This window comes from Pseudomonas marincola, from assembly GCF_900682675.2.
In the GTDB taxonomy this organism is placed as follows: domain Bacteria; phylum Pseudomonadota; class Gammaproteobacteria; order Pseudomonadales; family Pseudomonadaceae; genus Aquipseudomonas; species Aquipseudomonas marincola.
In genome coordinates, this window is record NZ_LR215729.2 from 4669644 (window position 1) to 4694922 (window position 25279).

At 57.1% G+C, this 25279-nt stretch carries 21 protein-coding genes; 8 read left to right on the forward strand and 13 right to left on the reverse strand.

Annotation, left to right across the window (positions count from 1 at the left end):
- Nucleotides 1-394: 394 nt before the first annotated feature.
- A complete protein-coding gene (locus tag PMYSY11_RS21390; RefSeq protein ID WP_150547928.1) occupies nt 395-1300 on the reverse strand; it encodes a LysR substrate-binding domain-containing protein in 906 nt (301 codons plus the stop codon).
- Nucleotides 1301-1517: 217 nt separating this feature from the next.
- On the opposite strand from PMYSY11_RS21390, the gene PMYSY11_RS21395 reads away from it, so the two are divergent.
- Both PMYSY11_RS21395 and PMYSY11_RS21400 read left to right on the forward strand, forming a co-directional pair.
- Nucleotides 1518-2942: an aspartate ammonia-lyase gene (locus tag PMYSY11_RS21395; protein WP_069899970.1), complete on the forward strand. Its 1425-nt coding sequence runs from the start codon at nt 1518-1520 to the stop codon at nt 2940-2942.
- Nucleotides 2943-3283: 341 nt separating this feature from the next.
- Complete coding sequence (locus tag PMYSY11_RS21400; protein ID WP_090512389.1) at nt 3284-4552, forward strand: dicarboxylate/amino acid:cation symporter; 1269 nt, start codon at nt 3284-3286, stop codon at nt 4550-4552.
- A gap of 11 nt (nt 4553-4563) precedes the next feature.
- Here the strand turns inward: PMYSY11_RS21400 and PMYSY11_RS21405 are convergent, their stop codons facing one another.
- A complete protein-coding gene (locus PMYSY11_RS21405; protein WP_090512391.1) occupies nt 4564-5376 on the reverse strand; it encodes a helix-turn-helix domain-containing protein in 813 nt (270 codons plus the stop codon).
- 157 nt (nt 5377-5533) lie between these two features.
- Here PMYSY11_RS21405 and PMYSY11_RS21410 point away from each other — a divergent pair, with 157 nt between their 5' ends.
- From PMYSY11_RS21410 to PMYSY11_RS21420, 3 genes are all read left to right on the forward strand, one after another.
- Complete coding sequence (locus PMYSY11_RS21410; protein WP_150547929.1) at nt 5534-6982, forward strand: alanine/glycine:cation symporter family protein; 1449 nt, start codon at nt 5534-5536, stop codon at nt 6980-6982.
- Between the two features lie 67 nt (nt 6983-7049).
- Nucleotides 7050-8042 carry an asparaginase gene (locus PMYSY11_RS21415; protein ID WP_150547930.1) on the forward strand — a complete coding sequence of 331 codons (993 nt, stop codon included), beginning with the start codon at nt 7050-7052 and terminating at the stop codon, nt 8040-8042.
- Nucleotides 8043-8174: 132 nt separating this feature from the next.
- Nucleotides 8175-8633: a GNAT family N-acetyltransferase gene (locus tag PMYSY11_RS21420; protein WP_090512399.1), complete on the forward strand. Its 459-nt coding sequence runs from the start codon at nt 8175-8177 to the stop codon at nt 8631-8633.
- A 34-nt stretch (nt 8634-8667) separates the two neighbouring features.
- On the opposite strand, the gene PMYSY11_RS21425 is transcribed toward PMYSY11_RS21420, so the two are convergent.
- Nucleotides 8668-9078: a GFA family protein gene (locus tag PMYSY11_RS21425; protein WP_150547931.1), complete on the reverse strand. Its 411-nt coding sequence runs from the start codon at nt 9076-9078 to the stop codon at nt 8668-8670.
- 144 nt (nt 9079-9222) lie between these two features.
- Between PMYSY11_RS21425 and PMYSY11_RS21430 the strand changes: the two genes are divergently transcribed.
- Nucleotides 9223-12129 (forward strand): autotransporter family protein, encoded by a 2907-nt coding sequence (locus tag PMYSY11_RS21430; protein ID WP_150547932.1) that lies wholly within the window; start codon nt 9223-9225, stop codon nt 12127-12129.
- A gap of 78 nt (nt 12130-12207) precedes the next feature.
- On the opposite strand, the gene PMYSY11_RS21435 is transcribed toward PMYSY11_RS21430, so the two are convergent.
- From PMYSY11_RS21435 to PMYSY11_RS21465, 7 genes are all read right to left on the reverse strand, one after another.
- Entirely contained in the window at nt 12208-13479 is a 1272-nt protein-coding gene (locus PMYSY11_RS21435; RefSeq protein ID WP_150549626.1) for a serine hydrolase domain-containing protein, read from the reverse strand.
- 273 nt (nt 13480-13752) lie between these two features.
- Nucleotides 13753-13929 carry a hypothetical protein gene (locus PMYSY11_RS21440; RefSeq protein ID WP_172970645.1) on the reverse strand — a complete coding sequence of 59 codons (177 nt, stop codon included), beginning with the start codon at nt 13927-13929 and terminating at the stop codon, nt 13753-13755.
- Between the two features lie 20 nt (nt 13930-13949).
- Nucleotides 13950-14309, reverse strand: coding sequence for a hypothetical protein (locus PMYSY11_RS21445; protein ID WP_069899976.1), 360 nt, complete (start codon nt 14307-14309; stop codon nt 13950-13952).
- A gap of 288 nt (nt 14310-14597) precedes the next feature.
- Nucleotides 14598-14864, reverse strand: a complete 267-nt coding sequence (locus PMYSY11_RS21450; RefSeq protein WP_090512404.1) for a YrhK family protein — start codon at nt 14862-14864, stop codon at nt 14598-14600.
- Nucleotides 14865-15376: 512 nt separating this feature from the next.
- Nucleotides 15377-16285 (reverse strand): glutaminase B, encoded by a 909-nt coding sequence (glsB, locus tag PMYSY11_RS21455; protein ID WP_069899979.1) that lies wholly within the window; start codon nt 16283-16285, stop codon nt 15377-15379.
- A 340-nt stretch (nt 16286-16625) separates the two neighbouring features.
- Nucleotides 16626-18446 carry a sodium-extruding oxaloacetate decarboxylase subunit alpha gene (oadA, locus tag PMYSY11_RS21460; protein ID WP_069899980.1) on the reverse strand — a complete coding sequence of 607 codons (1821 nt, stop codon included), beginning with the start codon at nt 18444-18446 and terminating at the stop codon, nt 16626-16628.
- An 11-nt stretch (nt 18447-18457) separates the two neighbouring features.
- Entirely contained in the window at nt 18458-19873 is a 1416-nt protein-coding gene (locus tag PMYSY11_RS21465) for an acetyl-CoA carboxylase biotin carboxylase subunit (RefSeq protein ID WP_069900111.1), read from the reverse strand.
- A 226-nt stretch (nt 19874-20099) separates the two neighbouring features.
- Here PMYSY11_RS21465 and PMYSY11_RS21470 point away from each other — a divergent pair, with 226 nt between their 5' ends.
- Complete coding sequence (locus PMYSY11_RS21470) at nt 20100-21062, forward strand: LysR family transcriptional regulator (RefSeq protein ID WP_150547933.1); 963 nt, start codon at nt 20100-20102, stop codon at nt 21060-21062.
- Here the strand turns inward: PMYSY11_RS21470 and PMYSY11_RS21475 are convergent.
- On the reverse strand, nt 21004-21228 hold the full coding sequence (locus PMYSY11_RS21475; RefSeq protein ID WP_090512412.1) for a PA3496 family putative envelope integrity protein: 225 nt from the start codon (nt 21226-21228) through the stop codon (nt 21004-21006). The two genes, PMYSY11_RS21470 and PMYSY11_RS21475, sit on opposite strands and share 59 nt — an antisense overlap.
- A gap of 801 nt (nt 21229-22029) precedes the next feature.
- Nucleotides 22030-22896 carry a transcriptional regulator HexR gene (gene hexR / locus PMYSY11_RS21480; protein ID WP_069900112.1) on the reverse strand — a complete coding sequence of 289 codons (867 nt, stop codon included), beginning with the start codon at nt 22894-22896 and terminating at the stop codon, nt 22030-22032.
- 110 nt (nt 22897-23006) lie between these two features.
- On the opposite strand from hexR, the gene zwf reads away from it, so the two are divergent.
- A complete protein-coding gene (gene zwf, locus PMYSY11_RS21485; RefSeq protein ID WP_172970646.1) occupies nt 23007-24494 on the forward strand; it encodes a glucose-6-phosphate dehydrogenase in 1488 nt (495 codons plus the stop codon).
- Nucleotides 24495-24512: 18 nt separating this feature from the next.
- On the opposite strand, the gene PMYSY11_RS21490 is transcribed toward zwf, so the two are convergent.
- The gene (locus PMYSY11_RS21490; RefSeq protein ID WP_069899983.1) at nt 24513-25178 is read right to left on the reverse strand and encodes a hypothetical protein; all 666 of its coding nucleotides are present in this window, start codon (nt 25176-25178) and stop codon (nt 24513-24515) included.
- Between the last annotated feature and the right edge of the window lie 101 nt (nt 25179-25279).

Genomic DNA, 25279 nt, shown 5'->3' on the forward strand with positions numbered 1-25279 from the left:
CGGGCGGCGTCATGGCGTTCTTACGGATCGACTCGGGAATGATGGTGTTGCGCAAATTGCTCGACGGATTGCGTTGCTTTGCGCCGCTATCCATCCTCCGGGGTTTGTGATTATCGGGGGGCGTGGCCGGGCGGCTTCATGGCTTTTAACGAATCGACTCGGGATTGGTGGCGTGGCGCAAATCGTCCGACGGATTGCGTTGCTTCGCGCCGCTATCCATCCTCCGGGGGTTTGTGATTATCTGGGCGTGGGCTGTGGAGGATGGAATCCGCGTCGCGGCTTCCGTCATGGCGGACTTTCTGCTGGGTGCGGTTTGCTTGTGGTCGCGGTGCGGTTACGGCGCGCAGCGACTGTGCTTCGACGCCGTATGAACCACTCCCAATATTGCTCTGCGTTAACGGCCGACTTCGCCTGTTTCGAGCTTGCGCCAGAGCAATCGTACGGCGGCTTTGCGGACTAACGCGCAGCGATACAGGCGGATTTCCAGCGGTGCTTGCCAGCTCTCGCCGCCGCATACCACCAGCTCTCCACGCGCCAGTTCGGCGGTGACGCTCAGGCGCGGCACCCACGCTACGCCCATGCCTTGTAGCGCCATACTTTTCAGGCTGTCGGCCATCGCGGTTTCGTAAACGGTAACCGAGCGCAGCGCGCGTTGGCGCAGCAGCAGGTTTACCGAGCGGCCCAAGAATGCACCTGCGGTGTAGGCCAGCAGCGGCACGGTCTGGCCTGAATCGAGATCGAACAGTGCTTGCCCCTGCCCATCCACGGCGCACACCGGCAGCATCTCGGTGCGGCCCATGTGCAGCGACGGGAAAATTTCAGGGTCCATTTGCAGCGCTGCATCGGGGTCGTAATAGGCGAGGATCAAATCGCAGCTGCCTTCACGCAAGGAGTGCACCGCCTCGCCGACGTTGGTTGCGACCAATCGGGTATTCAGCGGCAACCCTTCGCGGCGCAAGCGTGCAATCCATTCGGGGAAGAAGCCCAGCGTGAGCGAATGCGCGGCGGATATCTGCAAGACCTCGCCTTGCTTGCCCTCAAGGTTATGCAAATGCCGGACGACTTCGCTGAGTTGCTCGACCATGCTCCGCGCCGTCACCAGAAACAGCTGCCCGGCCTCAGTCAGTTCGATCGGCGTGCATGAACGATTGATCAGCGTCAGCCCGAGTACCGTCTCCAGGCTGCGAATGCGCCGACTGAAAGCCGGCTGGGTGACGAAGCGTTTTTCAGCGGCCCGCGAAAAGCTGCGCGTGGCGGCAAGCACCACAAAGTCTTCCAGCCACTTGCTCTCAAGGTTCATCTCAACTCCACCAATACGCCCTGCTGGCCATAAATCCGTGCACCTCGATATTGCACTTCGGGCGCTCGCCTCACGTTCGCTTAACGCAAGTAGTCACACCCACATTATGCCGATTGTGCATAGCATAGCGTTTAACAGCATTGGCCGCCAAACCGTCGAAACCCCTAATCTATAGGCATCGCGGCGCCTGCCGCTTCCATCAGAGACCTAGACGATCATGTCCGCTGCTGCATCATTCCGCGTAGAGAAAGACCTGCTTGGTACCCTTGAAGTACCTTCCGATGCTTACTTTGGTATCCAGACCCTGCGTGCTGTGCATAACTTCCGCCTGTCTGGCGTGCCACTGTCCCACTACCCAAAACTGGTAGTGGCGCTGGCCATGGTCAAGCAAGCAGCAGCCGACGCCAACCGCGAACTGGGCCACCTGACACCCGCCAAGCACGACGCGATCAGCGAAGCCTGTGCACGGATTATTCGTGGCGATTTCCATGAAGAATTCGTCGTCGACATGATTCAGGGCGGCGCGGGCACCTCGACCAACATGAACGCCAACGAGGTGATCGCCAACATCGCCCTCGAGGCGATGGGCAAGCAGAAAGGTGAATACCAATTCCTGCACCCCAACAACGATGTGAACATGGCGCAGTCGACCAACGACGCCTACCCGACCGCAATCCGTCTGGGTCTGCTGCTGGGCCACGACACCTTGCTGGCCAGCCTCGACAGCCTGATTCAAGCATTCGCGAGCAAGGGTGAAGAGTTCTCTCACGTACTGAAAATGGGCCGCACCCAGTTGCAGGACGCCGTACCGATGACCCTCGGTCAGGAGTTCCGCGCGTTCGCCAACACCCTCAGCGAAGACCTTGCCCGACTGCGCAGCCTGGCCCCTGAACTGCTCACCGAGATCAACCTCGGCGGCACCGCAATCGGCACCGGCATTAACGCCGACCCGGGTTATCAATTGCTTGCTGTACAGCGTCTGGCTGCCATCAGCGGCCAGCCATTGGTGCCCGCAGCCGACTTGATCGAGGCCACTTCCGACATGGGCGCGTTCGTGCTGTTCTCCGGCATGCTCAAGCGCACCGCGGTAAAACTGTCAAAGATCTGTAACGACCTGCGCCTGCTGTCGAGCGGCCCGCGTACCGGCATTAATGAAATCAACCTGCCGCCGCGTCAGCCCGGCAGCTCGATCATGCCCGGTAAGGTCAACCCGGTTATTCCGGAAGCCGTGAATCAGGTGGCTTTCGAGGTTATCGGTAACGACCTGGCACTGACTCTTGCAGCGGAAGGCGGCCAACTGCAGCTGAACGTGATGGAGCCGCTGATCGCTTACAAGATTTTCGACTCGATCCGGCTGCTGCAACGCGCCATGGACATGCTGCGCGAACATTGCATCGTCGGCATCACCGCCAACGAAGCGCATTGCCGCCAGTTGATGGAGAACTCCATCGGCCTGATCACCGCACTCAACCCGTACATCGGTTACGAAAACGCCACCCGCATCGCCAAACTGGCACTGGAAAGTGGCCGTGGCGTACTCGAGTTGGTACGCGAAGAAAAGCTGTTGGATGACGACACGCTCAGCGACATCCTACGCCCGGAAAACATGATTGCACCGCGCCTGGTTCCGCTTAAAGCCTAGCAATTGGCCATTAATCATTTCCGACGAAACACGCTCTAAAGTGCTCAATCAGGGGATTTGTGGGGGAGAAAACGCAGCGAACGCTCTGTAAACTGCGCGCCTTTCACAACATCCCCTGATTGCTGCTACACGATGTGAATCATCCGCCCAATTCCTGCACAGTAGGTTTATCGCCTGCTGCGCTATGGTGTTAGTGCAGGCCTGGTCTCTCACAAGCGGCTTGATGGGGCTGAACGGTGCCGGCCTAAATCAACCAAGCGCCTTTGCATTGCACGATAAAAGCACGCATTAAGGCCACCTAGATGGCCTGCTCAGCAACAGTTACCAAAAGGGTAAACCGCATGACTCAGAGTTCTTCGAAGACGACGCTGCTAGGCCGTTGGAAACGTATGCCCCTGTGGCAGAAAATCATGATCGGGCTGGTACTCGGGGTGATCACCGGCGCGGTCTTCAAGCAGGATGCACTGATAATCGCACCGATCGGCACGCTGTTTCTCAATGCCATCAAGATGCTCATCGTACCGCTGGTTTTCGTCTCACTGGTCTCGGGCATCACCTCCATGCAAGACACCGCCAAACTTGGGCGGATTAGCATTAAAACCATCAGCATTTACATGGTGACCACCGCATTCGCGGTGAGTATCGGCTTGTTATTCGGCGCGGTGTTTACCCCGGGCGAAGGCCTTAATATGGTAGCCAGCGGTACCGAGACGGCGAAAGAAGCACCGTCACTGGTGAGCATTCTGGTCGGCCTGGTGCCGAGTAATCCGGTAACCGCGTTTGCTGAAGGCAACGTGCTGCAAATCATCGTGTTCGCCATCGCGATTGGCGTGAGCATGAATCTGGTCGGGGAAAAAGCGGCGCCGGTTGTGAAGCTGTTCGATGGCCTTGCCGAAACCTTCTACAAACTCACTGATCTGGTCATGAGCCTGGCACCTTATGGTGTGTTCGCTCTGATCGCCGGTGTAGTCGGCAGCCACGGCGCCGAAGTGTTGCTGCCGCTGGCGCAGGTGATCGGGGTGATTTACCTCGCCAGTATCGCCCACGTAATTCTGGTGTACGGCGGCCTCATTGGCCTGCTCGCGCGCCTCAATCCTGCGCGTTTTTTCCGTGGCATTGCCCCGGCTCTGGCGGTGGCATTCAGTACGTCGAGCAGCTCCGGCACCCTGCCGGTGTCGATTGAATGTGCGCGCAAAAATCTCGGCGTCTCCGAAGGCGTTGCAGGCTTCGTTCTGCCGGTTGGCGCGACCATCAACATGGACGGCACGGCGATTTATCAGGGCGTACTGGCGCTCTTTATCGCGCAGGCTTTCGGTGTTGATCTGGGCGCGGGCCAGTACATGATGATCATCCTCACCGCGACGCTGGCCTCGATTGGCACGGCAGGCGTACCCGGCGCAGGCTTGATCATGCTCGGTCTGGTGCTGACTGCCGCAGGCTTGCCGCTGGAAGGTGTGGCCCTGATTGCCGGTATCGACCGGATTCTAGACATGATGCGCACCGCGGTTAACGTTGCAGGCGACCTGATGACCACAACGCTGGTGGCCCGCAGCGAGAAAGAGCTGGATGACGCGATCTTCGACAGCCCCAACCACGACGGCAACGACTGATCACCTCGCGCCTATTCGATCTCGAACAGGCCATGCCGAATGCGTGCGCCAGCCAAGCGTTGGCGCACGTCTTCATCGATACGCGGATCATCCGCCGCATAAAGCATCACTTGCCGGTAGGCATTGACGCGATTGATGTCACTGCCCAAAAACTCCCACACCACCCGCGTGCAGGCTGGCGTACGCCGATCGCCACTGGAAACCCCGGTCTTCATGCCGTTCAGGCGAGTGATGCGACTCTTGAAGCTGGGAATCAAAATAGTCTGGCTCATCTCGTTGCCGGTCAGGCTTTCGTAGTCGATCAGAAACACCCGATCCTGCAAATAGAACGCTGCGCCCAGATACCGACACCGCACCCAGTCTTCGGCGCTACCGCCCCGCGCCCGCTCCTGGCGTTCCTGACGCTCGAATACAAAGCTGCCGCGCTCCTCACGCAAATGCACCAGCGAGAGCAGGATCTGCCCCGGCACCGACATGCAATTTGAATATTCGAAGTAGTAGCCGCAGTAGCGCGAAAGATCGCTGGCGTGTTGATTGATCGACTCGAACAACTCCAGCAGCGGCGCCCCCGAAGATGCAGACGTCTGGCTGTTGCCACGCGCGCCCACCAGTCGGGCGAATTGATCCTCAGGCAGCGCCAGCTCGTAATCCTCAACCCCAAAGAAGTCGCAAATGCGTTTGCGGTTATGCGCGGTCGGACGGCTCTGCCCCGCCAGATAGCGGTTGAACTGTGCCCGATTGATCGCCAGTTTGCGGCACACCTCGGCAATCGATCGGTAATGACTGCACAGCAGCTTGAGGTTGTTACCAAAGGTTTCGGACATGCGGGCCGCCATACTGATGCGAGTGACGCGATATTAGCATCAAATAGCATCACTTCACTGCAACCCGCGAAATTGTTTGCCGCTATCGCATCGTCAACCATTTAGCAGCGCCCGCAGAGGCCATCTCCTAACCAGAACAACAAGAGTGACCACGCCCATGCTCGACTTACTCAACGACCTCATCTGGAGCAAGCTGCTGATTGTGATGCTGATCGGCCTCGGCCTGTTCTTCACCATCGCCTCACGCTTTGTTCAATTTCGCTATTTCGGCAACATGTTCAGCATCTTCGCTGAAGCCTTCCAACGCCAACCTGGCCAGCTCAGCTCGTTCCAGGCACTGATGCTGTCGGTTGCAGGGCGCGTCGGCGCAGGCAACATTGCCGGTGTTTCGGTGGCCATTATTCTCGGCGGCCCGGGCGCTATTTTCTGGATGTGGGTTGTGGCGCTGGTCGGCATGGCCACCAGCTACTTCGAATGCTCGCTGGCTCAGCTGTACAAGCGCCGTGACGCAGACGGCAGCTACCGTGGCGGCCCGGCCTTTTACATTCAGCACGGCCTCAAGCAGCGCTGGTTGGGCATCGTGGTTTCGATTCTGCTGCTGATGACCTTCGGCTTCGGCTTCAACGCCGTGCAGTCGTACACTGTCGCCAGCTCGCTGCATGACACCTTCGGCGTACCGACCCAGATCAGCGGCGTGGTGCTGATGGCCGTTATCGGCCTGATTATCTTCGGCGGCATCAAGCGTATCGCCAAGTTTGCAGACATTCTGGTGCCGGTCATGGCGTTCTCCTACATCGCCATGGCGCTGTTCGTGATCGGCAGCAACATAGATCGCGTACCGGAAACCCTGACGCTGATTTTGCGCAGTGCATTTGGCCTTGAGCCCGCATTCGCCGGCGGCATCGGCGCAGCCATCATCATGGGCGTCAAGCGCGGTTTGTTCTCCAACGAAGCCGGTCTGGGCAGTGCGCCCAACGTTGCCGCTGTTGCCGAGGTCAAGCACCCGGTTGCGCAAGGCATCGTGCAGTCGCTCAGCGTATTCATCGACACCATCATTCTGTGCAGCTGCACCGCGCTGATCATTCTGCTCTCCGGCGTTTATCAGCCAGGCAGCGAAATGGCCGGTGTATTGCTCACCCAAACCGCCGTTGCCAGCGTAGTCGGCGAGTGGGGCCGTGTGTTCATCAGCGTTGCATTGCTGCTGTTCGTGTTCACCACCTTGATCTACAACTACTACCTGGGCGAAAACGCGCTGGGCTTCTTCACCCAGAAGCGCTCACCGGTGGTGGTTTACCGCGTACTGGTTATCGGGCTGGTGTTCTGGGGTTCGGTACAAGACCTGGGCACCGTATTTGCCTTTGCAGACGTGACCATGGGCCTGCTCGCCATCTGCAACCTGATTGCCCTGGCATTGCTGTTCAAGGTCGGCCTGCGCTTGATGCGTGACTACGACAAGCAAATCAAAGCTGGTGTAAAGTCTCCGGTATTCGACCCCAAAGGCTTTGCTGATCTGGACCTCGACCCAACTGTTTGGAGCGCGCCAGTCGCAGCCGAGCCATCTCGCACTGATTCTGTAGTTGCCAGCGAGCCTCTGCATCAGCGCTGAGTGAGTCGCCAACTCGCAAAAAAGGGGGCTTCGGCCCCCTTTTTTTAGCCTTCTTCTAGGAGCCAACATGTCTGCGTGTGAAAAACTCCTGCTGCTCTATACCGGCGGCACCATCGGTATGCAGCAAAGCGCCGACGGACTGGCGCCGGCCTCTGGGTTTGAGGCGCGCGTACGTGCCCAACAAGCACAGGCTGGCGATCTGCATCTGCCCAACTGGTGCTTCCGCGAACTGCTGCCGCCCATCGACAGCGCCAACATGAGCCAGAGCAACTGGCTGGCAATGGTCGCCGCTATTCGCACCGGCATTGAACAAGACGGCTGCGATGGCGTGCTGGTTCTGCAAGGCACCGACACCCTCGCCTACAGCGCCGCCGCATTGAGCTTTTTGCTGTTGGGCCTGCCGGTGCCGGTCGTGCTCACTGGCGCCATGTTACCGGCCGGTGCTGAAGGCAGTGACGCCTGGGCTAACCTGTTTGGCGCCATGCAGGCATTGCATCAAGGCACCGCGCAAGGCGTTCAGGTGTACTTCAATGGCGCGCTTATGCACGGCGCTCGCGTCAGCAAATTGCAGAGCGATGCCTTCGACGCTTTTACCGTCTTGCCGCGCCAGCGCGTAGCCGAGCGCGCGACGCAACTGCCCGACGCGATCAACTATCGCGTACAACGCCAGCCGGTGAATATTGCCGTGCTGCCGTTCTATCCAGGCATCCAGGCCAGCCATGTCAGCGCATTGCTCAACAGCGGAGTTCAGGCACTGCTGCTTGAATGCTACGGCAGCGGCACCGGCCCATCGGATAACGCTGAACTACTGGCCACGCTCAAAGCGGCTCACGAGCGCGGCGTGGTGCTTGCCGCTATCAGTCAGTGTCCGCAAGGGCATGTCGAATTTGGCGTGTATGCGGCGGGCAGCCAACTGCGCAACGCTGGCCTGATCTCCGCGGGTGGCATGACTCGCGAAGCCGCCTTGGGCAAGTTATTCTGTTTGTTGGGCGCGGGCCTGCCGCCTGCAGAAGTCGAGCACTGGTTTGCTCTGGACCTCTGCGGCGAACGCGCCGAATAAGGCATCGCTGAAGCCCCTGGCAGCATGGTTGCCGGGGCATTTTCAACGCTTGACCCTGTTCCCCCAAGGCCGTGAACATCACTGCCAGCTGAATCAAAAGTTCCTCGAACAATAATTACAGGAGGACGCAACATGCCCGCTCGTATCGAGATAGAAGTTCGCCCCGTCACTGCTGACGATCACGCCGCGTGGCTGCCGCTGTGGCAGGGTTACCAGCGCTTCTATATGACCGAAATTCCAAGCGAGACCAGCGACATCAACTGGCAGCGCTTTCTTGATCCTGCCGAACCGATGCACGCAGCACTGGCCTGGCATGAAGGCGAAGCCATTGGCTTGGTGCACTGGGTTTACCACCGCTCAACCTGGACGGTTGAAGACTACTGCTACCTGCAGGATCTGTTCATCAACAAAGCCGTGCGCAGCAACGGCGCCGGACGCAAGCTCATTGAGTTTGTTTATGAGCAGGCCAAGCAAGCCAGCTGCGCACGAACTTACTGGCTCACCCACGAGAGCAATAGCCGCGCCATGCTGCTTTATGAGCGTGTGGCCGAGCGCTCCGGCTTTTTGCAGTACCGCAAAGTCTTCAAATAAATTGATCAACCCAGCGTGCCTGCGCTGGGTTGAGTCACTCCAGCGGTGGAAACTCGGGATAACGCGGCAAGGCGTCGGCAAACTCCGCCCAGGCCAGATGCTCCGCATGCCAATAATGCAAAGTCGGCTCGATAAGTTGCGGCGTGTCGAGACTGCCAACACTGATATCAATCAGACCCGGCAGAAACGTCGCCGTGAAGGTAATTTGCGTGCCGCAAGTCGCACAAAAGCCGCGCAGAGCATCTTCTGAGGATGCGTAAAGCGTGGTCTGTCCCTGAGTAAAACCAACCTGCTCTTGCCGATATAACGCCCAGGCAACAGCGGGCGCAGCATGGGCACGGCGGCACATTGTGCAATGACAGATCGCCGCCATGAGCGGCTCGCCCTCAACGGTGTAACGCAGGCTCCCGCACAAGCAACCGCCCTCTAGCTTTTGCGCTTGCATCTTTGCCTCCAAGTTGGCGCGACCATGAAAAATTCTAGCCCACTGCATAGTCTCGAATATTACAAAAACTCTGTTGTTACAAAACTGTAAGACAAGATGGTTATAAACAGCGGTTACGCCAAACGCTAAGGACTGCCTGTTGTCATGTTTTTCCAATCTACCCGCCTTGCCCGCTGTATCGCCTTGAGCTTCTGTGCCGGAATATCCACCCCCGTACTCGCGGCCTCTGTGAGTATTGAGGATGCCCAAAGTGAAACGCAGACCGCTGCCGGTGATGACACCCTCATAATTGGCAAACTGGGCAGCGTGATCACCCAGAAAGACCCGGCTGTGCTCCTTGAGGGCGACACCCACGACGGCGGCGTCATTATTGATAACAGCGGTTTACTGCAATCAAGCAAAGACCGTGGCATCGACAGCGATGACGAAGGTGGCGCCCGCCACTATCAAATACTCAATCGCGCAGGTGCCACCATCGATGCAGCCAAGCAAGGCATTCGCATTGACGGCGACTTTGCAGGCAGCACCATCAGTATCGATAACGCGGGCACCATCACATCGCAAACCGATCGCGCGATCATGCTCAAAGCACTGCAAACGGATGTCAGCATTCGGATTATCAACCGTGATTCCGGCCTGATTCATGGCGCTGACGACGGCATGCGCTTGGGCGCCAATGCCACCGTGATCAATTACGGCGAAATCAGCAGCGATGATTTACCCGAAGACGGCGAGAAATTTGACGGTATCGATTTTGATGAATCGTTAAACGGCCGAGTTGAAAACCACGGCCTTATCAGTGGCGGCCGCCACGGCATTACCACTGACCTTGGCGCAGAGCTGATTAACTACGCAGACGGTGTGGTGATCGGCCGCAATGGCTCGGGATTCGGCTCAGACGGCAACGGCAAAGTGATCAACTACGGCCTTATTAGCGGCCGTTTCAATGAACAACTCACCACCGGCGACGGCGATGGCGTCGATATCGACGGTCAAGGCATCATTGAAAACTACGGCACCATCGAAGGCACCGGCGCCGGTGGCGAAAAAGACGGCGCAGCCAATAGCGGCGAAGGCATTGCCATGGGCGGTGGCAGCATCATCAACCATGCAGGAGCCACGATTAGCGGCGCCGCCAACGCTATTTTGATTGATGACAGCTCAACGGGCGGGGCGCCGTTCGCCACCGACTTACAAAACTACGGGCGCATCACCGGCTTGGAGGGCGACGGCGTACGCATTATTGGCGATCAGGCAGACCATGTGCTCAACGCGGGCCTCATCAGTGGAACCAGCGGCTTAGCGCTGGACCTTGGTGGCGGCGACGACCAATTAACATTGACCGCCGGCAGCCAATTCGTCGGTCTGGTGGACGGTGGCGCGGGACATGACAGCCTCATACTGAATGACACTGCAGGTGGCCACTTCTCCAACAGCCGAAATTTTGAGTGGCTGGCCGTCCAGCAAGGCATCTGGACGATCAGCAGTGACGACTTTAGCCAAGGCGGCGAAGTCTCTACCGGCGCTGAGCTGAACAACCAAGGGCGCATTGGCGGCACATTGACCGTTGCATCCGGTGGTGTTTATAGCGGCAGTGGGCAGTTGCAAAATCTCAATCTGGCAGCAGGCTCAACCTTGGGCTTTGCGGTTGCGGCAGACGGCAGTCACTCACCCGTCCAGGTGAATGGCAACGCACAAATCAACGGCGCCAAACTGGACATTCGCGCAGGTGCTGGAAACTATCCTGCGCAAAGTAGTTACCGCGTCCTCAATGCTGCTGAAGGGGTTAACGGGCAGTTCTCCAGTGTCAGCAGCAACTTTGCCTTTCTAACGCCAACACTTTCCTATACTGCCGACAGCGTCGAGCTTGAATTGCAGCGCAACGACATCGACTTTGCAGATGTCGCCATCAGCCAAAACGGTGCCAGTGCCGCAAACAGCATCACAGCCGACAGCACACCGGTCTTGTATAACGCGCTCCTAACCAGTGACGTAACCTCCGCGGGCGACGGACTCGAACAACTCTCGGGCGCCAGTAATGCCAGCTTGGCCAACGTGACTCTAGCTGCAAGCAACCAGGTCGGCCTCGCCATGCTTGGTGCCATGCAACAACGAGGTGGCGGCATGAGCGGCAATCTGCAAAGCTCGGTTAACTTGCTAGACGGCCCTGTTCTCGCTGCCAATGGGTTGCCCAATGAAGCTCGCAATCTTAATGATCCTAACGCCCAAGGCCGGCTTTGGATTCAGGCGCTTGGCAGCAGCGCAAACCTTGACGCTACGTCAGGTAGCCACGACCTCGACCAAGACACTCAAGGCGCTGTAGTGGGGGCAGACTGGGCGCTGGATACGCAATGGCGAGTTGGCTTAGTGGGCGGTTATTCAAGCACTGATATTGGTGCGGGCAGCAGTGTCGATGGCAACGTCGACAGCTACCATCTCGGTGTGTATGCCTTACACCAACGCGGCCCATACAACCTGCGGCTCGGCGCGGCGTACAGCGATCACGATGGTGACAGTAAGCGCCAGATCAAATTCAACGGCTTTGATGACACCGTGCGCGGTGATTACGATGCTGACAGCCTGCAAGCGTTCGTCGAGCTGGGTTACGCTATCAATCGTGGCAAGTTACAGGCCGAGCCTTACGCTAACTTGGGCTATCAACGCTACGATCAAGACAGCTACACGGAGAACGGCGGTCCGGCTGCACTGCACGTGAAGTCCGAGGATCAAGACAACGTCACCAGCGCCTTTGGTGTGCGCCTCGCCTATTTAGACACACTGCAAAACGGCATGAGCGTCACCCCGCGTCTGGGCGTCGGTTGGCGTCATGTTTATGGTGATGTAGACAGTCATATCAAACAGTCCTTCGCCAGCGGCGGCACGGCATTCAGCGTTGAAGGCAGTGCGCTGGATCGCGACAGTGCGTTGCTTGAGGCAGGCTTGGATGTTGGTATCAATGCTAAGCAAAACATTGGCATCGGCTACAGCGGACAACTCGGCAGTGACTCCCAGAATCATGCGTTCATGGTGCAGTGGCAACTGGGGTTTTAAGCGGCGCTGTTCGTTGAAACAAAAAGGGCCGCTCTTATGAGTGGCCCTTTGAGCAGGTATGGTTGAGTCAACTACGGCTTATTTCAGCGCGTTGATAGCCGCCGCGATGAAGTCGTAAGTCTCCATCTCTTGCTTGTCCATTTCCGGCTCTGGCCATGCACTCCAAACCACCGCGACTACGTTTTCCTTACGGTTAACGTAGACAAACTGACCAAAGATACCCTGCGCCTCAAAGGCTCCGTCATGTTGAGGCAAAGCAGCCTCGCCCGCGGGGAACAGCCACCATTGGTAGCCGTAGCCAAGGATGTAATCGCCGCCATACAGCTTGCCCGGTGCCAAGTAAGAAGCCGGGTCCACTTCAGTGGCTTTATCCAGCCAGCCTTTTGGCAGAATGCGTTCGCCGTCGATAACCCCGTCATTGAGGATGAACTGACCGAAGCGGCCGTAATCCTTCAAGGTTGCCGAGAAACCACTGCTACCAATCTCTTGACCCGCTTGTGCATCGAGCTGCCAGAACGCCGGCTTCTCCATACCCATACGCGCCCAGATGCGATCAGACAGATAGTCACTGGTGGTCATGCCCGTCGCTGCGTGAATCAATTCGCTCTGCAGGTGCGATTCGCCCGTGCTGTATTTGAAGACGGTGCCCGGCTTGGATTTGCGCTTGAGCTGGCTCATCTGTTTAACCAAAGCGCCAGGTGTGTTCGACAGCTGCAGTTCGAACATTTTGCGGCGGTCAGAGGTGATATCGCGGTACGTCTCGTTCCAGTCAGCGCCAGAACTCATGCGCAACACATTCTCAACCGTGACGTCGTCATAAGCACCGCCCTTGAGCGCAGGCAGGTACTGAGTGATCGGCTTCTTAACATCGATCAGCCCTTGCTTCACGGCCGCGCCGACCAAGGTCGAAGAGATCGACTTGACCACACTGAAAGAGGTCCAGCGGGTGTCTGCATCGTTGCCAAGGCCGTATTTTTCCAACCGTACTTTGCCGTCTTTAATGATCAGTACGCCGCCAACGCGGTTACGGCGCATGAAGTCATCAACGGTTTGCTTCGCGCCATCGGCCTCGTAGGTGACTTCGAGATTGCCCTCTTGCGGCAACTCATAGACCTTTTCGCCACGCGCAACAGAACGGGTGAAGTACACCTTGTCCATGTTGCGATACGTACCTGGCTGATAAAGCGGCGGCAGGTCGTACAAGTCTTGGCCGCGGCCAATGTATTCGTGATTGATCGCCAGACCCGCATCTTTGGGTGCGGGTGTTGAGTCCGTGGCTGCCTGTGCATAACCATTCACCAGAAGGCTGATACTCAACGTGAGTAAGCTGCCAGTGGCTCGAAGTGTCATCGACATTACGCGTCCTTATTTTTTGACTTGGAGATGGATTGTCGTCGTACCTTAACTAAAAAATTTTGAGATGTCCCGAAGCAGCCAATCCCATGGCCGCCCAGAAACTACGCGGCTAAAAGTCGTGTACTCAAGACATCATTGAAAAAATGGGCGACGCGCATAAAGTGCGTGGCCTCAAACGCAAAACGGCGGATTTATCCGCGCTGAATCCGCGTTGATAAATCCGCCGCCAGGGCTTTATGCAATAACGTGTCGGGTGGCCGAACGCGTTCAGTCCGAGATATCAATCATCATGCCGATGCCGGCACCAATCATGCGTCCGGCCTGCTCATCACCGGCCATACGGCCAACACCCCCCCCGACCATACCGCCCGCGACAGTCGCGCAAGCAGACAAGATAAAAGCCGCACAAAGCAGCGCAGCCACAGCCGAATAGAAACGGTTCATTGCTGAGTCTCCTGAGCCGGTCACTGATTACCTTTAACCACATTTCTCCAGAGCACACCCATCACCAGCTTGTCGCGCCCGTCTGGGTTGGCTTCGTACCAAGACGTTATGCGTGCTTCGATTTCAGGCAGCTTCATGCTGGAAACGCCCTTGGTGATCGCCGCCCCCATCGGTGGAGCATCCAGACCGTGACGCTTGGCGTAGGCCGCTTCGGCGATCAGCATATTGGTGACGCCAATCAAAAACGCTCGGCGCTCACCGGAGGAAGAACTCATCCAGTTATTGCCATCAACAACTACGGGGGATGCCTTTTGCTCGCCCAACGCGCCTGCAGATGCCAAAACCAGGCAAAGCGCCAAAGTGTACTTACTCCATTTCATGTCGATCTCCAGTGATGAAAGACAGGAGCGCAGAAACATTTCAACGCCCCGACCTCGGTAGGCTACGCAGCAAAATCAAGGGCAACGGAACCGTGTGCGCCCTAACCCAAGACATCAAGCTGGCAGCTGCATGCACAAAAGAAGTTAAGCAGCAGGCAGCCACTCAAGTATCCCTAAGCCCATGAATGCTTATATCGATTGCGAGTAAAAATTGAGCGTATACAAGCTTTTGGTATGGCCGGCGGCAAGCCGAATCCAGCGACAGCACAGGGCTGCACGCGTTGTTTGCTAGGTCTGATTGGCCAAATGGCGACCCACGTGGATCAGACTCGCAAGCTTGATCATCGGCTTGATAAGCATCTGCGCACTGCCCGCAATAAACAGCCAGGTGCCGGTTTGCATCAGCGAATCGCTCAAAAAGAAAAAACTACCAACAAGAAACCAGATCGCGATCAGCAAATCATTGAACGCGCCTACAGCCTCGTAGCGCCGCTGAATCACAACATGGCGCTGAATAAAATTCGGGATAGGTATTTTGGGGTTGTTCGAGTTCATTAATCCTCTCTGCTGGGTAAGTCGGATGCTTGGCTTCGATCAAGCAAGGCACGTTTTTGAATAAGCTGAAACGGCTTCGAAAAGCAGGCTCTGGATGAAGTTCAAGCTTCTTCGTGTTGCACACAATACACGCCATGGGATGTAGGGCTTGGCCGAGACGGGAGCAGCAAGCCGTGCCTGCTCATGGTCTCACTGACCAACTGATACGACGTACTGATCGCTTCGGGGCCGGTAAAGCCCGCACCTGAAAGCCTTGGATCTGCACGCTGAAATGGGTTTCGTTGCTGGGTTGAACATCCCTGACTCTCTTTGTATGTCTCCCTGAATACAGCAAGAAAACGCTAAACCACGCGTATCGAAACCGACTGAAAGTTTTGATATAGAGCATTCATCAAGAAATTCATGAGCACGCAGGGGGGATGTTATACGCCGGTAACAAGTTCGGCATGCGGCGGCAGGTCAATGAACCTTGATAATGCGCGGCGGAATATAAGCCCATAAGGCTGAGCCAGTTAGAACACCGACCAGCCAATCCGGTCACTGAGCATTTCCAGCGCTGCCAGCCCTGCCAGTGAGTTACCTGACGGGTTCAATTCTGGCGACCACACGCAAATCGAATAGCGCCCCGGAACGACTGCGACGATGCCGCCGCCGACGCCGCTCTTGCCGGGTAGGCCGACGCGGTAGGCGAAGTTTCCTGCCTCGTCGTACAGCCCGCTGGTGGCCATGATGGCGTTGATCTGTTTGGCTTGGCGTGGACTCATGATGGTTTCGCCGTTGTGTTTGCACACGCCAGCGTTGGCCAGAAAGCAGAATGCCCGCGCCAGGTCTGCGCAGTTCATGCGCAGCGCACAGTGATTGAAGTAACTGCGCAGAACGGAATCGACATCGTTATGGAAATTGCCGAACGACTTCATCAAATAAGCAGCCGCCGCGTTGCGCGCTCGGTGCTGGTATTCGGACTCGGCAACTTTGCTGTCGATGACGATTTCGCAGTTTCCCGAAAGGCGCCGGGCCATGTCACGCATCGACAGTGACGGCGCGGCGAAGCACGACTCGTTGATATCGCAGATGACCAACGCGCCCGTGTTGATAAACGGATTGCGCGGAATACCGCGCTCCAACTCAAGCTGCACCAGCGAGTTGAAGGGCTGACCCGACGGCTCATAACCGAGGCGCTGCCAGATCGCTTCGCCTGAGTGGCTCACCGCCTGCACCAGGCTAAAAACCTTGGAGATACTCTGAATCGAAAACGGCGTGTGCGCATCGCCGGCGCAGAACAGTTCGCCTTCATTGCTGTACACCGCGATACCGAGTTGATTCGGCTCAACGCAGCCCAACGCCGGAATGTAATTGGCAACCTTGCCCAGACCAATCAGCGGGCGGGTCTTCTCGATAATTTCATCTAGCAACGCTTGCATCTGATCGACTCGTGATGGCTCTGAACGACGTCCAGACTACCGTTGCTAGACGCGCCCCGGCTAGGCGCAATCACACAAACCGACCCGACCCAAACAAAAAAAGGGAGCCATTTGGCTCCCACTGAGAAACTTGTAAATTGCTGGGAGGGCCAGCGCTTAAGCGCTGTATGACTCAATCCCCCGGTGCGCTTCTAAGGGCTCAGCAAGCGGCACATGTACAGGTTAAAAACAGGCTAAGAACGAGCGAGATCACGCTCAACTTCACTCATTTTAATGAGCATTCTTTCGCCTGTTTCAACCCCGCAATGCCTGGCTGCATTCGCTTTCAGCGCTGCCTAAACTAGGCAATCTCGACCAGAACTTCACCCGGGTTAACCCGATCGCCTTTGGCCACGTGAACGGCTTTGACCGTACCGTCGATTGGCGCCTGCACTTCGGTTTCCATCTTCATCGCTTCGGTGATCAGCAGTGACTGACCGGCCTTGACCGTGTCGCCCTCTTTGACCAAAACGTCGACGATGTTGCCCGGCATGCTGGTACTGACATCGCCCGGCTCGCTGGCTTGTTTGCGCTTGCCACCGGCACCGGCGACGAAGTCGTTCAGCGGCTCGAAAACCACTTCTTCCGGCATACCGTCGATTGACAGGTAGAAGTGACGCTTGCCATCACCTTTAACGCCGACCCCGGTGATGTCTACGCGATAACTTTCGCCGTGAACATCGACCACGAACTCGGTCGGCACGCCTTCGCCACCCGCCGCTGCAACGCCGCTACCGTCCGGGATTGGCAGCAACACTTCGGGTACCAGCGTGCCGGCTTCACGTTCTTCGAGGAACTTGCGCCCAATGTCCGGGAACATGGCGTAGGTCAGCACGTCTTCTTCAGACTTGGCCACTGTGCCAATCTCTTCACGCAGTTTCGCCAGCTCCGGCTTGAGCAGATCAGCCGGACGCACGTCGATCACTTCTTCGCTGCCGATCGCCTGCTTGCGCAGCTTCTCGTTGACCTTGCCCGGCGCCTTGCCGTAACGGCCTTGCAGGTAAAGCTTGACCTCGTTGGTGATGGTTTTGTAACGCTCACCGGCGAGTACGTTGAACACCGCCTGAGTGCCGACAATTTGCGAGGTCGGGGTCACCAGTGGCGGGAAGCCAAGGTCTTCACGAACGCGTGGAATCTCAGCGAATACTTCGTTGATGCGATTCAGTGCGCCCTGCTCTTTGAGCTGGTTGGCGAGGTTGGACATCATCCCGCCCGGCACCTGATTCACCTGCACGCGAGTGTCGACCGCGGTAAATTCGCTTTCGAACTGGTGGTACTTCTTGCGCACGGCGTGGAAGTACAAACCGATTTCCTGCAGCAGCGCCAAGTCGAGGCCGGTGTCGTAAGGGCTGCCGCGCAGCGCGGCGACCATCGACTCAGTACCCGGATGGCTGGTGCCCCAGGCGAAGCTGGAGATAGTGGTGTCGATATGGTCAGCACCGGCTTCAATCGCCTTGAGCTGGCACATCGAGCCCATGCCTGCCGTGTCGTGGCTGTGGATAAATACCGGCAGATCGACTTCATCTTTCAGCGCTTTAACCAACTCGGCAGTCGAGTAAGGCGTCAGCAAACCGGCCATGTCTTTGATGGCGATTGAGTCGATGCCCATTGCCTGCATGGCTTTGGCCTGATCGACGTAAGCTTGCGTGGTGTGCACCGGACTCACGGTGTAGCTGAGCGTGCCTTGAGCATGCTTGCCCGCCGCTTTTACAGCCTCGATGGATACGCGCAGGTTACGCACATCGTTCATCGCATCGAAAATACGGAACACGTCGATGCCGTTCACGGCTGCTTTGGCGACAAAGGCTTTAACCACGTCATCGCTGTAATGACGGTAGCCGAGCAGGTTCTGACCGCGCAGGAGCATTTGCAGACGAGTGTTCGGCAGTGCTGCTTTCAGCTTGCGCAGACGCTCCCACGGGTCTTCCTTTAGGAAGCGCACGCAGGCGTCAAAGGTGGCGCCGCCCCAAACTTCCAGCGACCAGTAACCCACCTGATCAAGCTTGCCGCAAATGGGCAACATATCGTCGAGGCGCATGCGCGTGGCCAGCAGAGACTGGTGCCCATCACGCAGGACGGTATCAGTAACGGTGATCTTTTTAGGCGAAGACTTATTAACCATTTCTCAATTCCTCACAGGCCAGCGTGGGCAGCAATTGCAGTGGCGATGGCGATGGCCAGGTGCGACGGGTTACGTTTGATCGAGTATTCGGTCAGTTCCGGGTGGCTCTCAACGAAGCTGGTGTTGAACTGGCCGCTGCGGAATTCCGGGTTACGCAAAATTTCCTGATAGTAGGCGGCAGTGGTTTTAACCCCCTGCACGCGCATGTCATCCAGGGCGCGCAAGCCACGGTCCATGGCCTCTTCCCAGGTCAGTGCCCAAACGATCAGCTTGAGGCACATCGAGTCGTAATACGGTGGAATCGTGTAGCCGGTGTAAATCGCCGTGTCGGTCCGCACGCCCGGGCCGCCAGGTGCGTAGTAACGGGTGATCTTGCCGAACGACGGTAAGAAGTTGTTCTTCGGGTCTTCCGCGTTGATCCGGAACTGGATCGCGAAACCACGGTGAATAATGTCTTCCTGCTTCACCGAGAGCGGCAAGCCCGAGGCAATGCGAATCTGCTCGCGGACGATATCGATACCGGTGATTTCTTCGGTAATCGTGTGCTCAACCTGAACGCGGGTGTTCATCTCCATGAAGTAGACCTCGCCATCGGCGAGCAAAAACTCCACGGTACCGGCGTTCTCGTAACCCACAGCCTTGGCCGCACGTACCGAAAGATCACCAATATAGGCGCGCTGCTCCGGCGTTAGCTGCGGGCTTGGCGCAATTTCGATGAGTTTCTGGTTGCGGCGCTGAATCGAGCAGTCGCGCTCGAACAGGTGCACGGCATTGCCGTGGCTGTCAGCCAGAACCTGCGCTTCGATGTGCTTGGGATTAACGATGCATTTTTCGAGGAATACTTCAGCGCTACCAAAGGCCTTGGTAGCCTCGGAGATTACCCGCGGATACGCCTGCTCTAGCTCGGCTTTGCTGTTGCAGCGGCGAATACCACGACCGCCACCGCCAGAAGTGGCCTTGAGCATGACCGGATAACCGATCCGGTCGGCTTCGCTCAGCGCTTCGTTAATATCCGCAACGTTGCCCTCAGTGCCAGGCGTGACAGGCACGCCGGCTTTAATCATGCTGCGACGGGCTTCTGTCTTGTCGCCCATGCGGCGAATGACTTCTGCGCTGGGGCCAATGAACTTGATCCCGCGCTCGGCGCAAATCTCTGCCAGCTCGGCGTTCTCCGAGAGAAAGCCATAACCGGGATGCAAGGCATCACAACCGGTTTCGACGGCCAGATTGACCAGTTTGCGGGGGTTCAAATAACCCGCCAGCGGGTCATCACCGAGACTATGCGCCTCATCCGCACGCTTAACGTGCAGCGCCATGCGGTCGGCGTCTGAGTAGACAGCCACCGAGCGAATACCCATCTCGGCGCAAGCACGCACGATACGGACGGCAATCTCGCCACGGTTAGCAATCAGAATTTTCTTGATCACGAGCATCATCCTCGACCAATGGGCAAGCAAACCAGCCAAAACCAGTCAGCACGTGACCACTATCAAGTTTGTAGTGGCCGCCTATTCACCCTACGCCGTGTAGCGGATAACCCAAAATCAATAATTATTAGATTCAATATAAGTAATTACTTATGCATGGAGATAAACTGCGTTGAACAGGCCCGCTTTTGCGCGCTGAATAACCCCCTGAAGGAGACCCCAGCCAATGCGTAAGTCACTGATGCGTATGACATTGCGCCAAATTCAGGTATTCCGCTCAGTGTGCCAACAGCACTCTTACAGCCGGGCAGCTGAGGAGATGTCACTGACTCAACCGGCGGTCAGCCTGCAAATTCGACAGCTGGAAGAATTGATCGGCCAACCCCTGTTCGACTATGTCGGCAAAAAGCTCTACCTGACCGATGCGGCAGAAGCCCTGCGCAAAGCCAGTGATGATATCTTCGGTCGACTCGAAAGCCTCGACATGCAATTGACCAATCTGAAAGGCTCACTTCAAGGGCAATTGAGCCTAGCCGTCGAGTCCAGCGCCAAGTATTTTATACCTCATCTTTTCGCAGCATTTCGCCGCGACTTCCCCGAAGTTAGCCTGCAATTGGTAGTGGTTAATCATCAGCAGGCGATCAAGCGCCTGAGCACAAATCGCGATGATTTGCTGATCATGTCGCAAGTGCCAACCGACATGGCATTGGAGTTTCTGCCATTTCTCAACAACCCGATTATTGCGGTGGCGCCGCCCGATCACGCGCTGAGCAAAGCTAAAAAATTAAGCCTGGAAGACCTGACAAAGTGGCCGTTGCTGATTCGCGAGCAAGGCTCCGGCACGCGCAAAGCCTGTGAAGACTATTGCAATCAGAAGCGCGCACACTTCGCCAACACCTTGGAAGTTGGCTCAATGGAGGGTCAGCGCGAATGCGTGTTAGCCGGTTTGGGCATTGCCATGTTGCCGCGTCACGCCGTGTTGCGTGAGCTGGCATGCGGCGCTCTCAATGAGCTGCCGGTGACCGAGCTGCCACTGGTGCGCAGCTGGTGCGTGGTACACCCGCGCGGCAAGTATTTGTCACCGGTCGCGCAGGCCTTCTTCGATTTCGTACGCGGGCAGCGCAGCCAGATCAGCCAGCTGGCCGAGCAGTTTGCCGACCAAACTCGCGCGCACCAGCCAGATAATTAGCTGCGATTATCTCGGGGAAGTCCGCCAGCTCATGTTGCAGCAGGCGCTGCTCGGCATAACTCTCAATCGCACGGCGATATTCCATACGACGCTGATCAATCACCTTGCGGCGAGCTTTAGCATCGGTGTTGTGTACGCTTGACGATTCTTCCAGATGACGAGGCATAGCATGACTCCCAGGCTGAATATCGGGAGCCATAGATTCCTAGCTGCGGATGACAGTTTGACTGCAAAGCCATTAAACAACGATGAACAGTGATCAGGGGTTCATCACGCCAGCGAAACACACCTAACTACCCGATCACACACGGAGGATGGTTAACCCAACGGGTAAACCGTCATAACGATCGAACATTCAACACAAAAGCCGCGCCTGTCGGGAGACCGTCATGACGGAAGCCGCGGTGCGGATTCCATCCTCCACCAACAGCCCGATCACGCACGGAGGATGGTTAACCCGCAGGGTAAACCGTCATGACGATTAAACAATCAACGCAAAGCCGCGCCTGTCGGGAGGCCGTTATGACGGAAGCCGCGATGCGGATTCCATCCTCCGTCAACGCCCCGATCACGCACGGAGGATGGTTAACCCGCAGGGTAAACCGTCATGGCGATCAAACATTCAACGCAAAAGCCGCGCCTGTCGGAAGGCCGCCATGACGGAAGCCGCGATGCGGATTCCATCCTCCGCCAGCAGTCCGATCACGCACGGAGGATGGTTAACCCGCAGGGTAAACCGTCATAGCGATTAAACATTCAACGCAAAGGCCGCGCCTGCCGGGAGGCCGCCATGACGGAAGCCGCGTTGCGGATTCCATCCTCCATCAGCGCCCGATCAAACACGGAGGATGGTTAACCCGAAGGGTAAACCGTCATAGCGATCAAACATTCAACGCAAAAGCCGCGCCTGTCGGGAGGCCGCCATGACGGAAGCCGCGATGCGGATTCCATCCTCCGGCGCAGAGGGTCAATCTTCTGGTGTTTTCACTGTTTTCGGTGACAGACGCAAACTGCGCAGGCTGCGCTTGACGCTCTTCAAGTGATTAACCAGCGTTGGGCCACGGGCCATTGCGACGCCCATCGCCAACACATCGATCACCACCAGATGCGCGATACGCGAGGTCAGCGGGGTGTAGATTTCGGTGTCTTCCTGCACATCAATCGCCAAATTCACGGTGGCGAGGTCCGCCAGCGGGGTTTGGCTCGGGCAAAGAGTAATCAGCGTCGCGCCGGACTCACGCACCAGATTGGCGGTGATCAGCAGATCTTTTGAGCGCCCAGACTGCGAAATACAAATCGCCACATCACCGGCCTTCAAGGTTACTGCCGACATGGCCTGCATGTGCGGATCGGAATACGCAGCGGCGGTCAGCAGCAAACGGAAGAATTTGTGCTGGGCGTCTGCCGCTACAGCGCCGGAGGCACCAAAACCGTAGAACTCAACGCGCTGAGCGTGAGCGCACGCGGCAATCGCCTGCTGCAACGCTTGCGGGTCGAGCTTTTCGCGCACCTCCATCAGCGTATGCAGCGTGGTATCGAAGATTTTCAGGCTGAAATCAGACACTGAGTCATCTTCATGGATCGCAAACTGACCAAAGCTGGCACCTGCGGCCAGGCTTTGCGCCAACTTGAGTTTGAGATCCTGAAAACCGCTGCACCCAATCGCCCGACAAAAGCGCACGATGGTTGGCTCGCTGATGCCGACGCTGTGCGCCAGTTCAGCCATGGAGCTGTGCATCACCACCGCAGGATCGAGGAGTACATGATCGGCCACCTTGAGCTCGGACTTACGCAACAGGTGACGGGACTGGGCTATGTGCTGCAACAAATTCACAAGATTGGACTCGGATTCAATGGGCTTATCCATCGGCTAGCCGCATACGAGCACATGCTCGGGTATGATCAGGGACTTGCCGGATTGTAGTGACTTTGTAGTTATACTACATGAGTGCCTCACTCGCACGATTTAACCGAGTTGGAGATCACGCTTTGAGTATTCCCTGCGACATTCTGGTGTTTGGCGGAACCGGTGATCTGGCGTTACATAAGCTGCTTCCGGCGCTCTATCACCTGCATCGCGAACGCCGCCTGCATTCAGACGTACGCATAATTGCCCTGGCGCGCAGCCTGCACGAGCGCAAAGCCTATCAAGCACTGGCCGAGCGCCACTGCCGCGCCCAGGTTGCCAAAGCCGACTTTACTGAAGAGGCGTGGGCCGAATTTGCCCAACGCCTGGAATACCTGAGCATTGACGCCTCGCAAAGCGGCGACTTTGGCCGCCTTGCCAAGCTGCTTGGCAAGAATGAGGAACGCGTGCGAGTTTACTATCTGGCGACAGCGCCCAACCTGTTTGAAGACATCGCCTCGCATCTCAATATCGCCGGCCTCGCGGGCCCGAAAACGCGGATCGTGCTGGAAAAGCCGATTGGTCACTCACTTGAATCGGCGCAAGCGATCAACGCAGCGATTGGTGCGGTATTCGATGAGCATCGGGTGTTTCGCATCGACCACTATCTGGGCAAGGAAACCGTGCAGAACCTGATGGCGCTGCGCTTTGCCAACGTTCTGTTCGAGCCGGTCTGGCGCGCTGCGCATATTGATCACGTGCAAATCAGCGTGTGTGAAACCCTCGGTGTCGAGAATCGGGGCGGTTATTACGATCACTCCGGCGCGATGCGCGACATGATCCAGAATCACCTGCTGCAACTGCTCTGCCTGGTCGCAATGGAAGCGCCAGTGCGCTTCGATGCCGAGTCTGTGCGTAACGAGAAGGTCAAAGTGCTGGAAGCGCTGATCCCGATCAGCGGACAGGACGTACGCGACAAGACCGTGCGCGGGCAATACAGCGCCGGCAAGATCGGCGGGCAAGACGTGCCGGCGTATTACTTCGAAAAAAACGTCGATAACGACAGCGATACAGAGACGTTCGTCGCCGTTCAAGCCGAGATAGGTAACTGGCGCTGGGCCGGCGTGCCGTTTTACTTGCGCACCGGCAAACGGCTGGCGAAGAAAACCTCGGAAATTCTCATTCAGTTCAAATCGGTGCCGCATCAACTGTTTGGCGAAGGCGACGCCAACAGCCTGTTAATCCGCCTGCAGCCCGAAGAGCGCATCAGTTTACGGTTGATGGCGAAAAACCCGGGCAAAGGCATGCGTCTGGAACCTGTGGAGCTGGACCTCAATCTTGCAGCCGCATTCAGCAAGCAGCGCCGTTGGGACGCTTACGAGCGCTTGCTGCTCGATGTGATCGAGGGCGACTCGACTCTGTTCATGCGCCGCGATGAGGTCGAGGCTGCATGGCAGTGGATCGACCCGATCATCAAAGGCTGGCAGCAACATTATCAACGCCCTCGTCCCTATCCTGCTGGCAGCAATGGCCCTGAGCAGCTGCAACATTTGCTCGAACGCCACGGTCGCGAGTGGATGGAATAGCGCTAAGCTGAGCCTTGGCTAGATAGCACCAAACAATGCATCCATGAGTTTGGGCGGCAAATGCCGGCTCAACTCATGGTCATTAATCGGCAGTAACTGCGGCATTAGCGGTATCAGTATCGCGGGCGACAGTTTGGCGCACACGTCGACCTGACGTTGCATGGGCAACATGCCGAGTAAGTTCGCCGATGCATCGACATCGCCCAGCTTGACCGCTTCCTCAGTGAGCTGGCGCAGGTAGCTGGTCGAGCAGTTGCGGATACTTTCCACCACCAGAAGCTCATTTTTCATGTACTTGATGACTTGCACCACGTGGCTGACGCTGTTGATGGCGAAGAACAGCACTTTCAACTGCATGCCCGTAAGCAAATCAGCAAAACCCGCCGCAGCTGAGAATTCTTGCTTGCTGCACAACTCACGCGTGAGCTTGAGATGAAAGCTATCGGGCATATTCAGGTAGGCATTACGCACGGTTTCAGGGTCGAGATGCGCCGCTAGTCTGGCAACCCGCTCAACTGACTCATACAAGGCTATTTCACGAAACGCATCAACCGATAGCTGGGCTACAGCGCTTGCCGCCTGCCTGGTGCTCATGCTTCGCAGCAGAACACGCTTGAACATCAATGGGGTTTTACCCTGTTTCGCCGTTAACAGGCGCACCGCAAGACTCGGAACATGAGACATGGCTAACATCCTTTTAAGCCAGTAGAACAAACACGTAATATCCTTATTACGGGTGCAGCACGCCTTGTGCTGGCTGGATTGGATCAAGATTGACCGGCGCA

Coding starts and splice junctions, on each gene's coding strand:
- PMYSY11_RS21390 (WP_150547928.1), bottom strand. CDS start 1,300: ATGAACCTTGAGAGCAAGTGGCTGGAAGACTTTGTGGTGCTTGCCGCC.
- PMYSY11_RS21395 (WP_069899970.1), top strand. CDS start 1,518: ATGTCCGCTGCTGCATCATTCCGCGTAGAGAAAGACCTGCTTGGTACC.
- PMYSY11_RS21400 (WP_090512389.1), top strand. CDS start 3,284: ATGACTCAGAGTTCTTCGAAGACGACGCTGCTAGGCCGTTGGAAACGT.
- PMYSY11_RS21405 (WP_090512391.1), bottom strand. CDS start 5,376: ATGTCCGAAACCTTTGGTAACAACCTCAAGCTGCTGTGCAGTCATTAC.
- PMYSY11_RS21410 (WP_150547929.1), top strand. CDS start 5,534: ATGCTCGACTTACTCAACGACCTCATCTGGAGCAAGCTGCTGATTGTG.
- PMYSY11_RS21415 (WP_150547930.1), top strand. CDS start 7,050: ATGTCTGCGTGTGAAAAACTCCTGCTGCTCTATACCGGCGGCACCATC.
- PMYSY11_RS21420 (WP_090512399.1), top strand. CDS start 8,175: ATGCCCGCTCGTATCGAGATAGAAGTTCGCCCCGTCACTGCTGACGAT.
- PMYSY11_RS21425 (WP_150547931.1), bottom strand. CDS start 9,078: ATGCAAGCGCAAAAGCTAGAGGGCGGTTGCTTGTGCGGGAGCCTGCGT.
- PMYSY11_RS21430 (WP_150547932.1), top strand. CDS start 9,223: ATGTTTTTCCAATCTACCCGCCTTGCCCGCTGTATCGCCTTGAGCTTC.
- PMYSY11_RS21435 (WP_150549626.1), bottom strand. CDS start 13,479: ATGACACTTCGAGCCACTGGCAGCTTACTCACGTTGAGTATCAGCCTT.
- PMYSY11_RS21440 (WP_172970645.1), bottom strand. CDS start 13,929: ATGAACCGTTTCTATTCGGCTGTGGCTGCGCTGCTTTGTGCGGCTTTT.
- PMYSY11_RS21445 (WP_069899976.1), bottom strand. CDS start 14,309: ATGAAATGGAGTAAGTACACTTTGGCGCTTTGCCTGGTTTTGGCATCT.
- PMYSY11_RS21450 (WP_090512404.1), bottom strand. CDS start 14,864: ATGAACTCGAACAACCCCAAAATACCTATCCCGAATTTTATTCAGCGC.
- glsB (WP_069899979.1), bottom strand. CDS start 16,285: ATGCAAGCGTTGCTAGATGAAATTATCGAGAAGACCCGCCCGCTGATT.
- oadA (WP_069899980.1), bottom strand. CDS start 18,446: ATGGTTAATAAGTCTTCGCCTAAAAAGATCACCGTTACTGATACCGTC.
- PMYSY11_RS21470 (WP_150547933.1), top strand. CDS start 20,100: ATGCGTAAGTCACTGATGCGTATGACATTGCGCCAAATTCAGGTATTC.
- PMYSY11_RS21475 (WP_090512412.1), bottom strand. CDS start 21,228: ATGCCTCGTCATCTGGAAGAATCGTCAAGCGTACACAACACCGATGCT.
- zwf (WP_172970646.1), top strand. CDS start 23,007: ATGAGTGCCTCACTCGCACGATTTAACCGAGTTGGAGATCACGCTTTG.
- PMYSY11_RS21490 (WP_069899983.1), bottom strand. CDS start 25,178: ATGTCTCATGTTCCGAGTCTTGCGGTGCGCCTGTTAACGGCGAAACAG.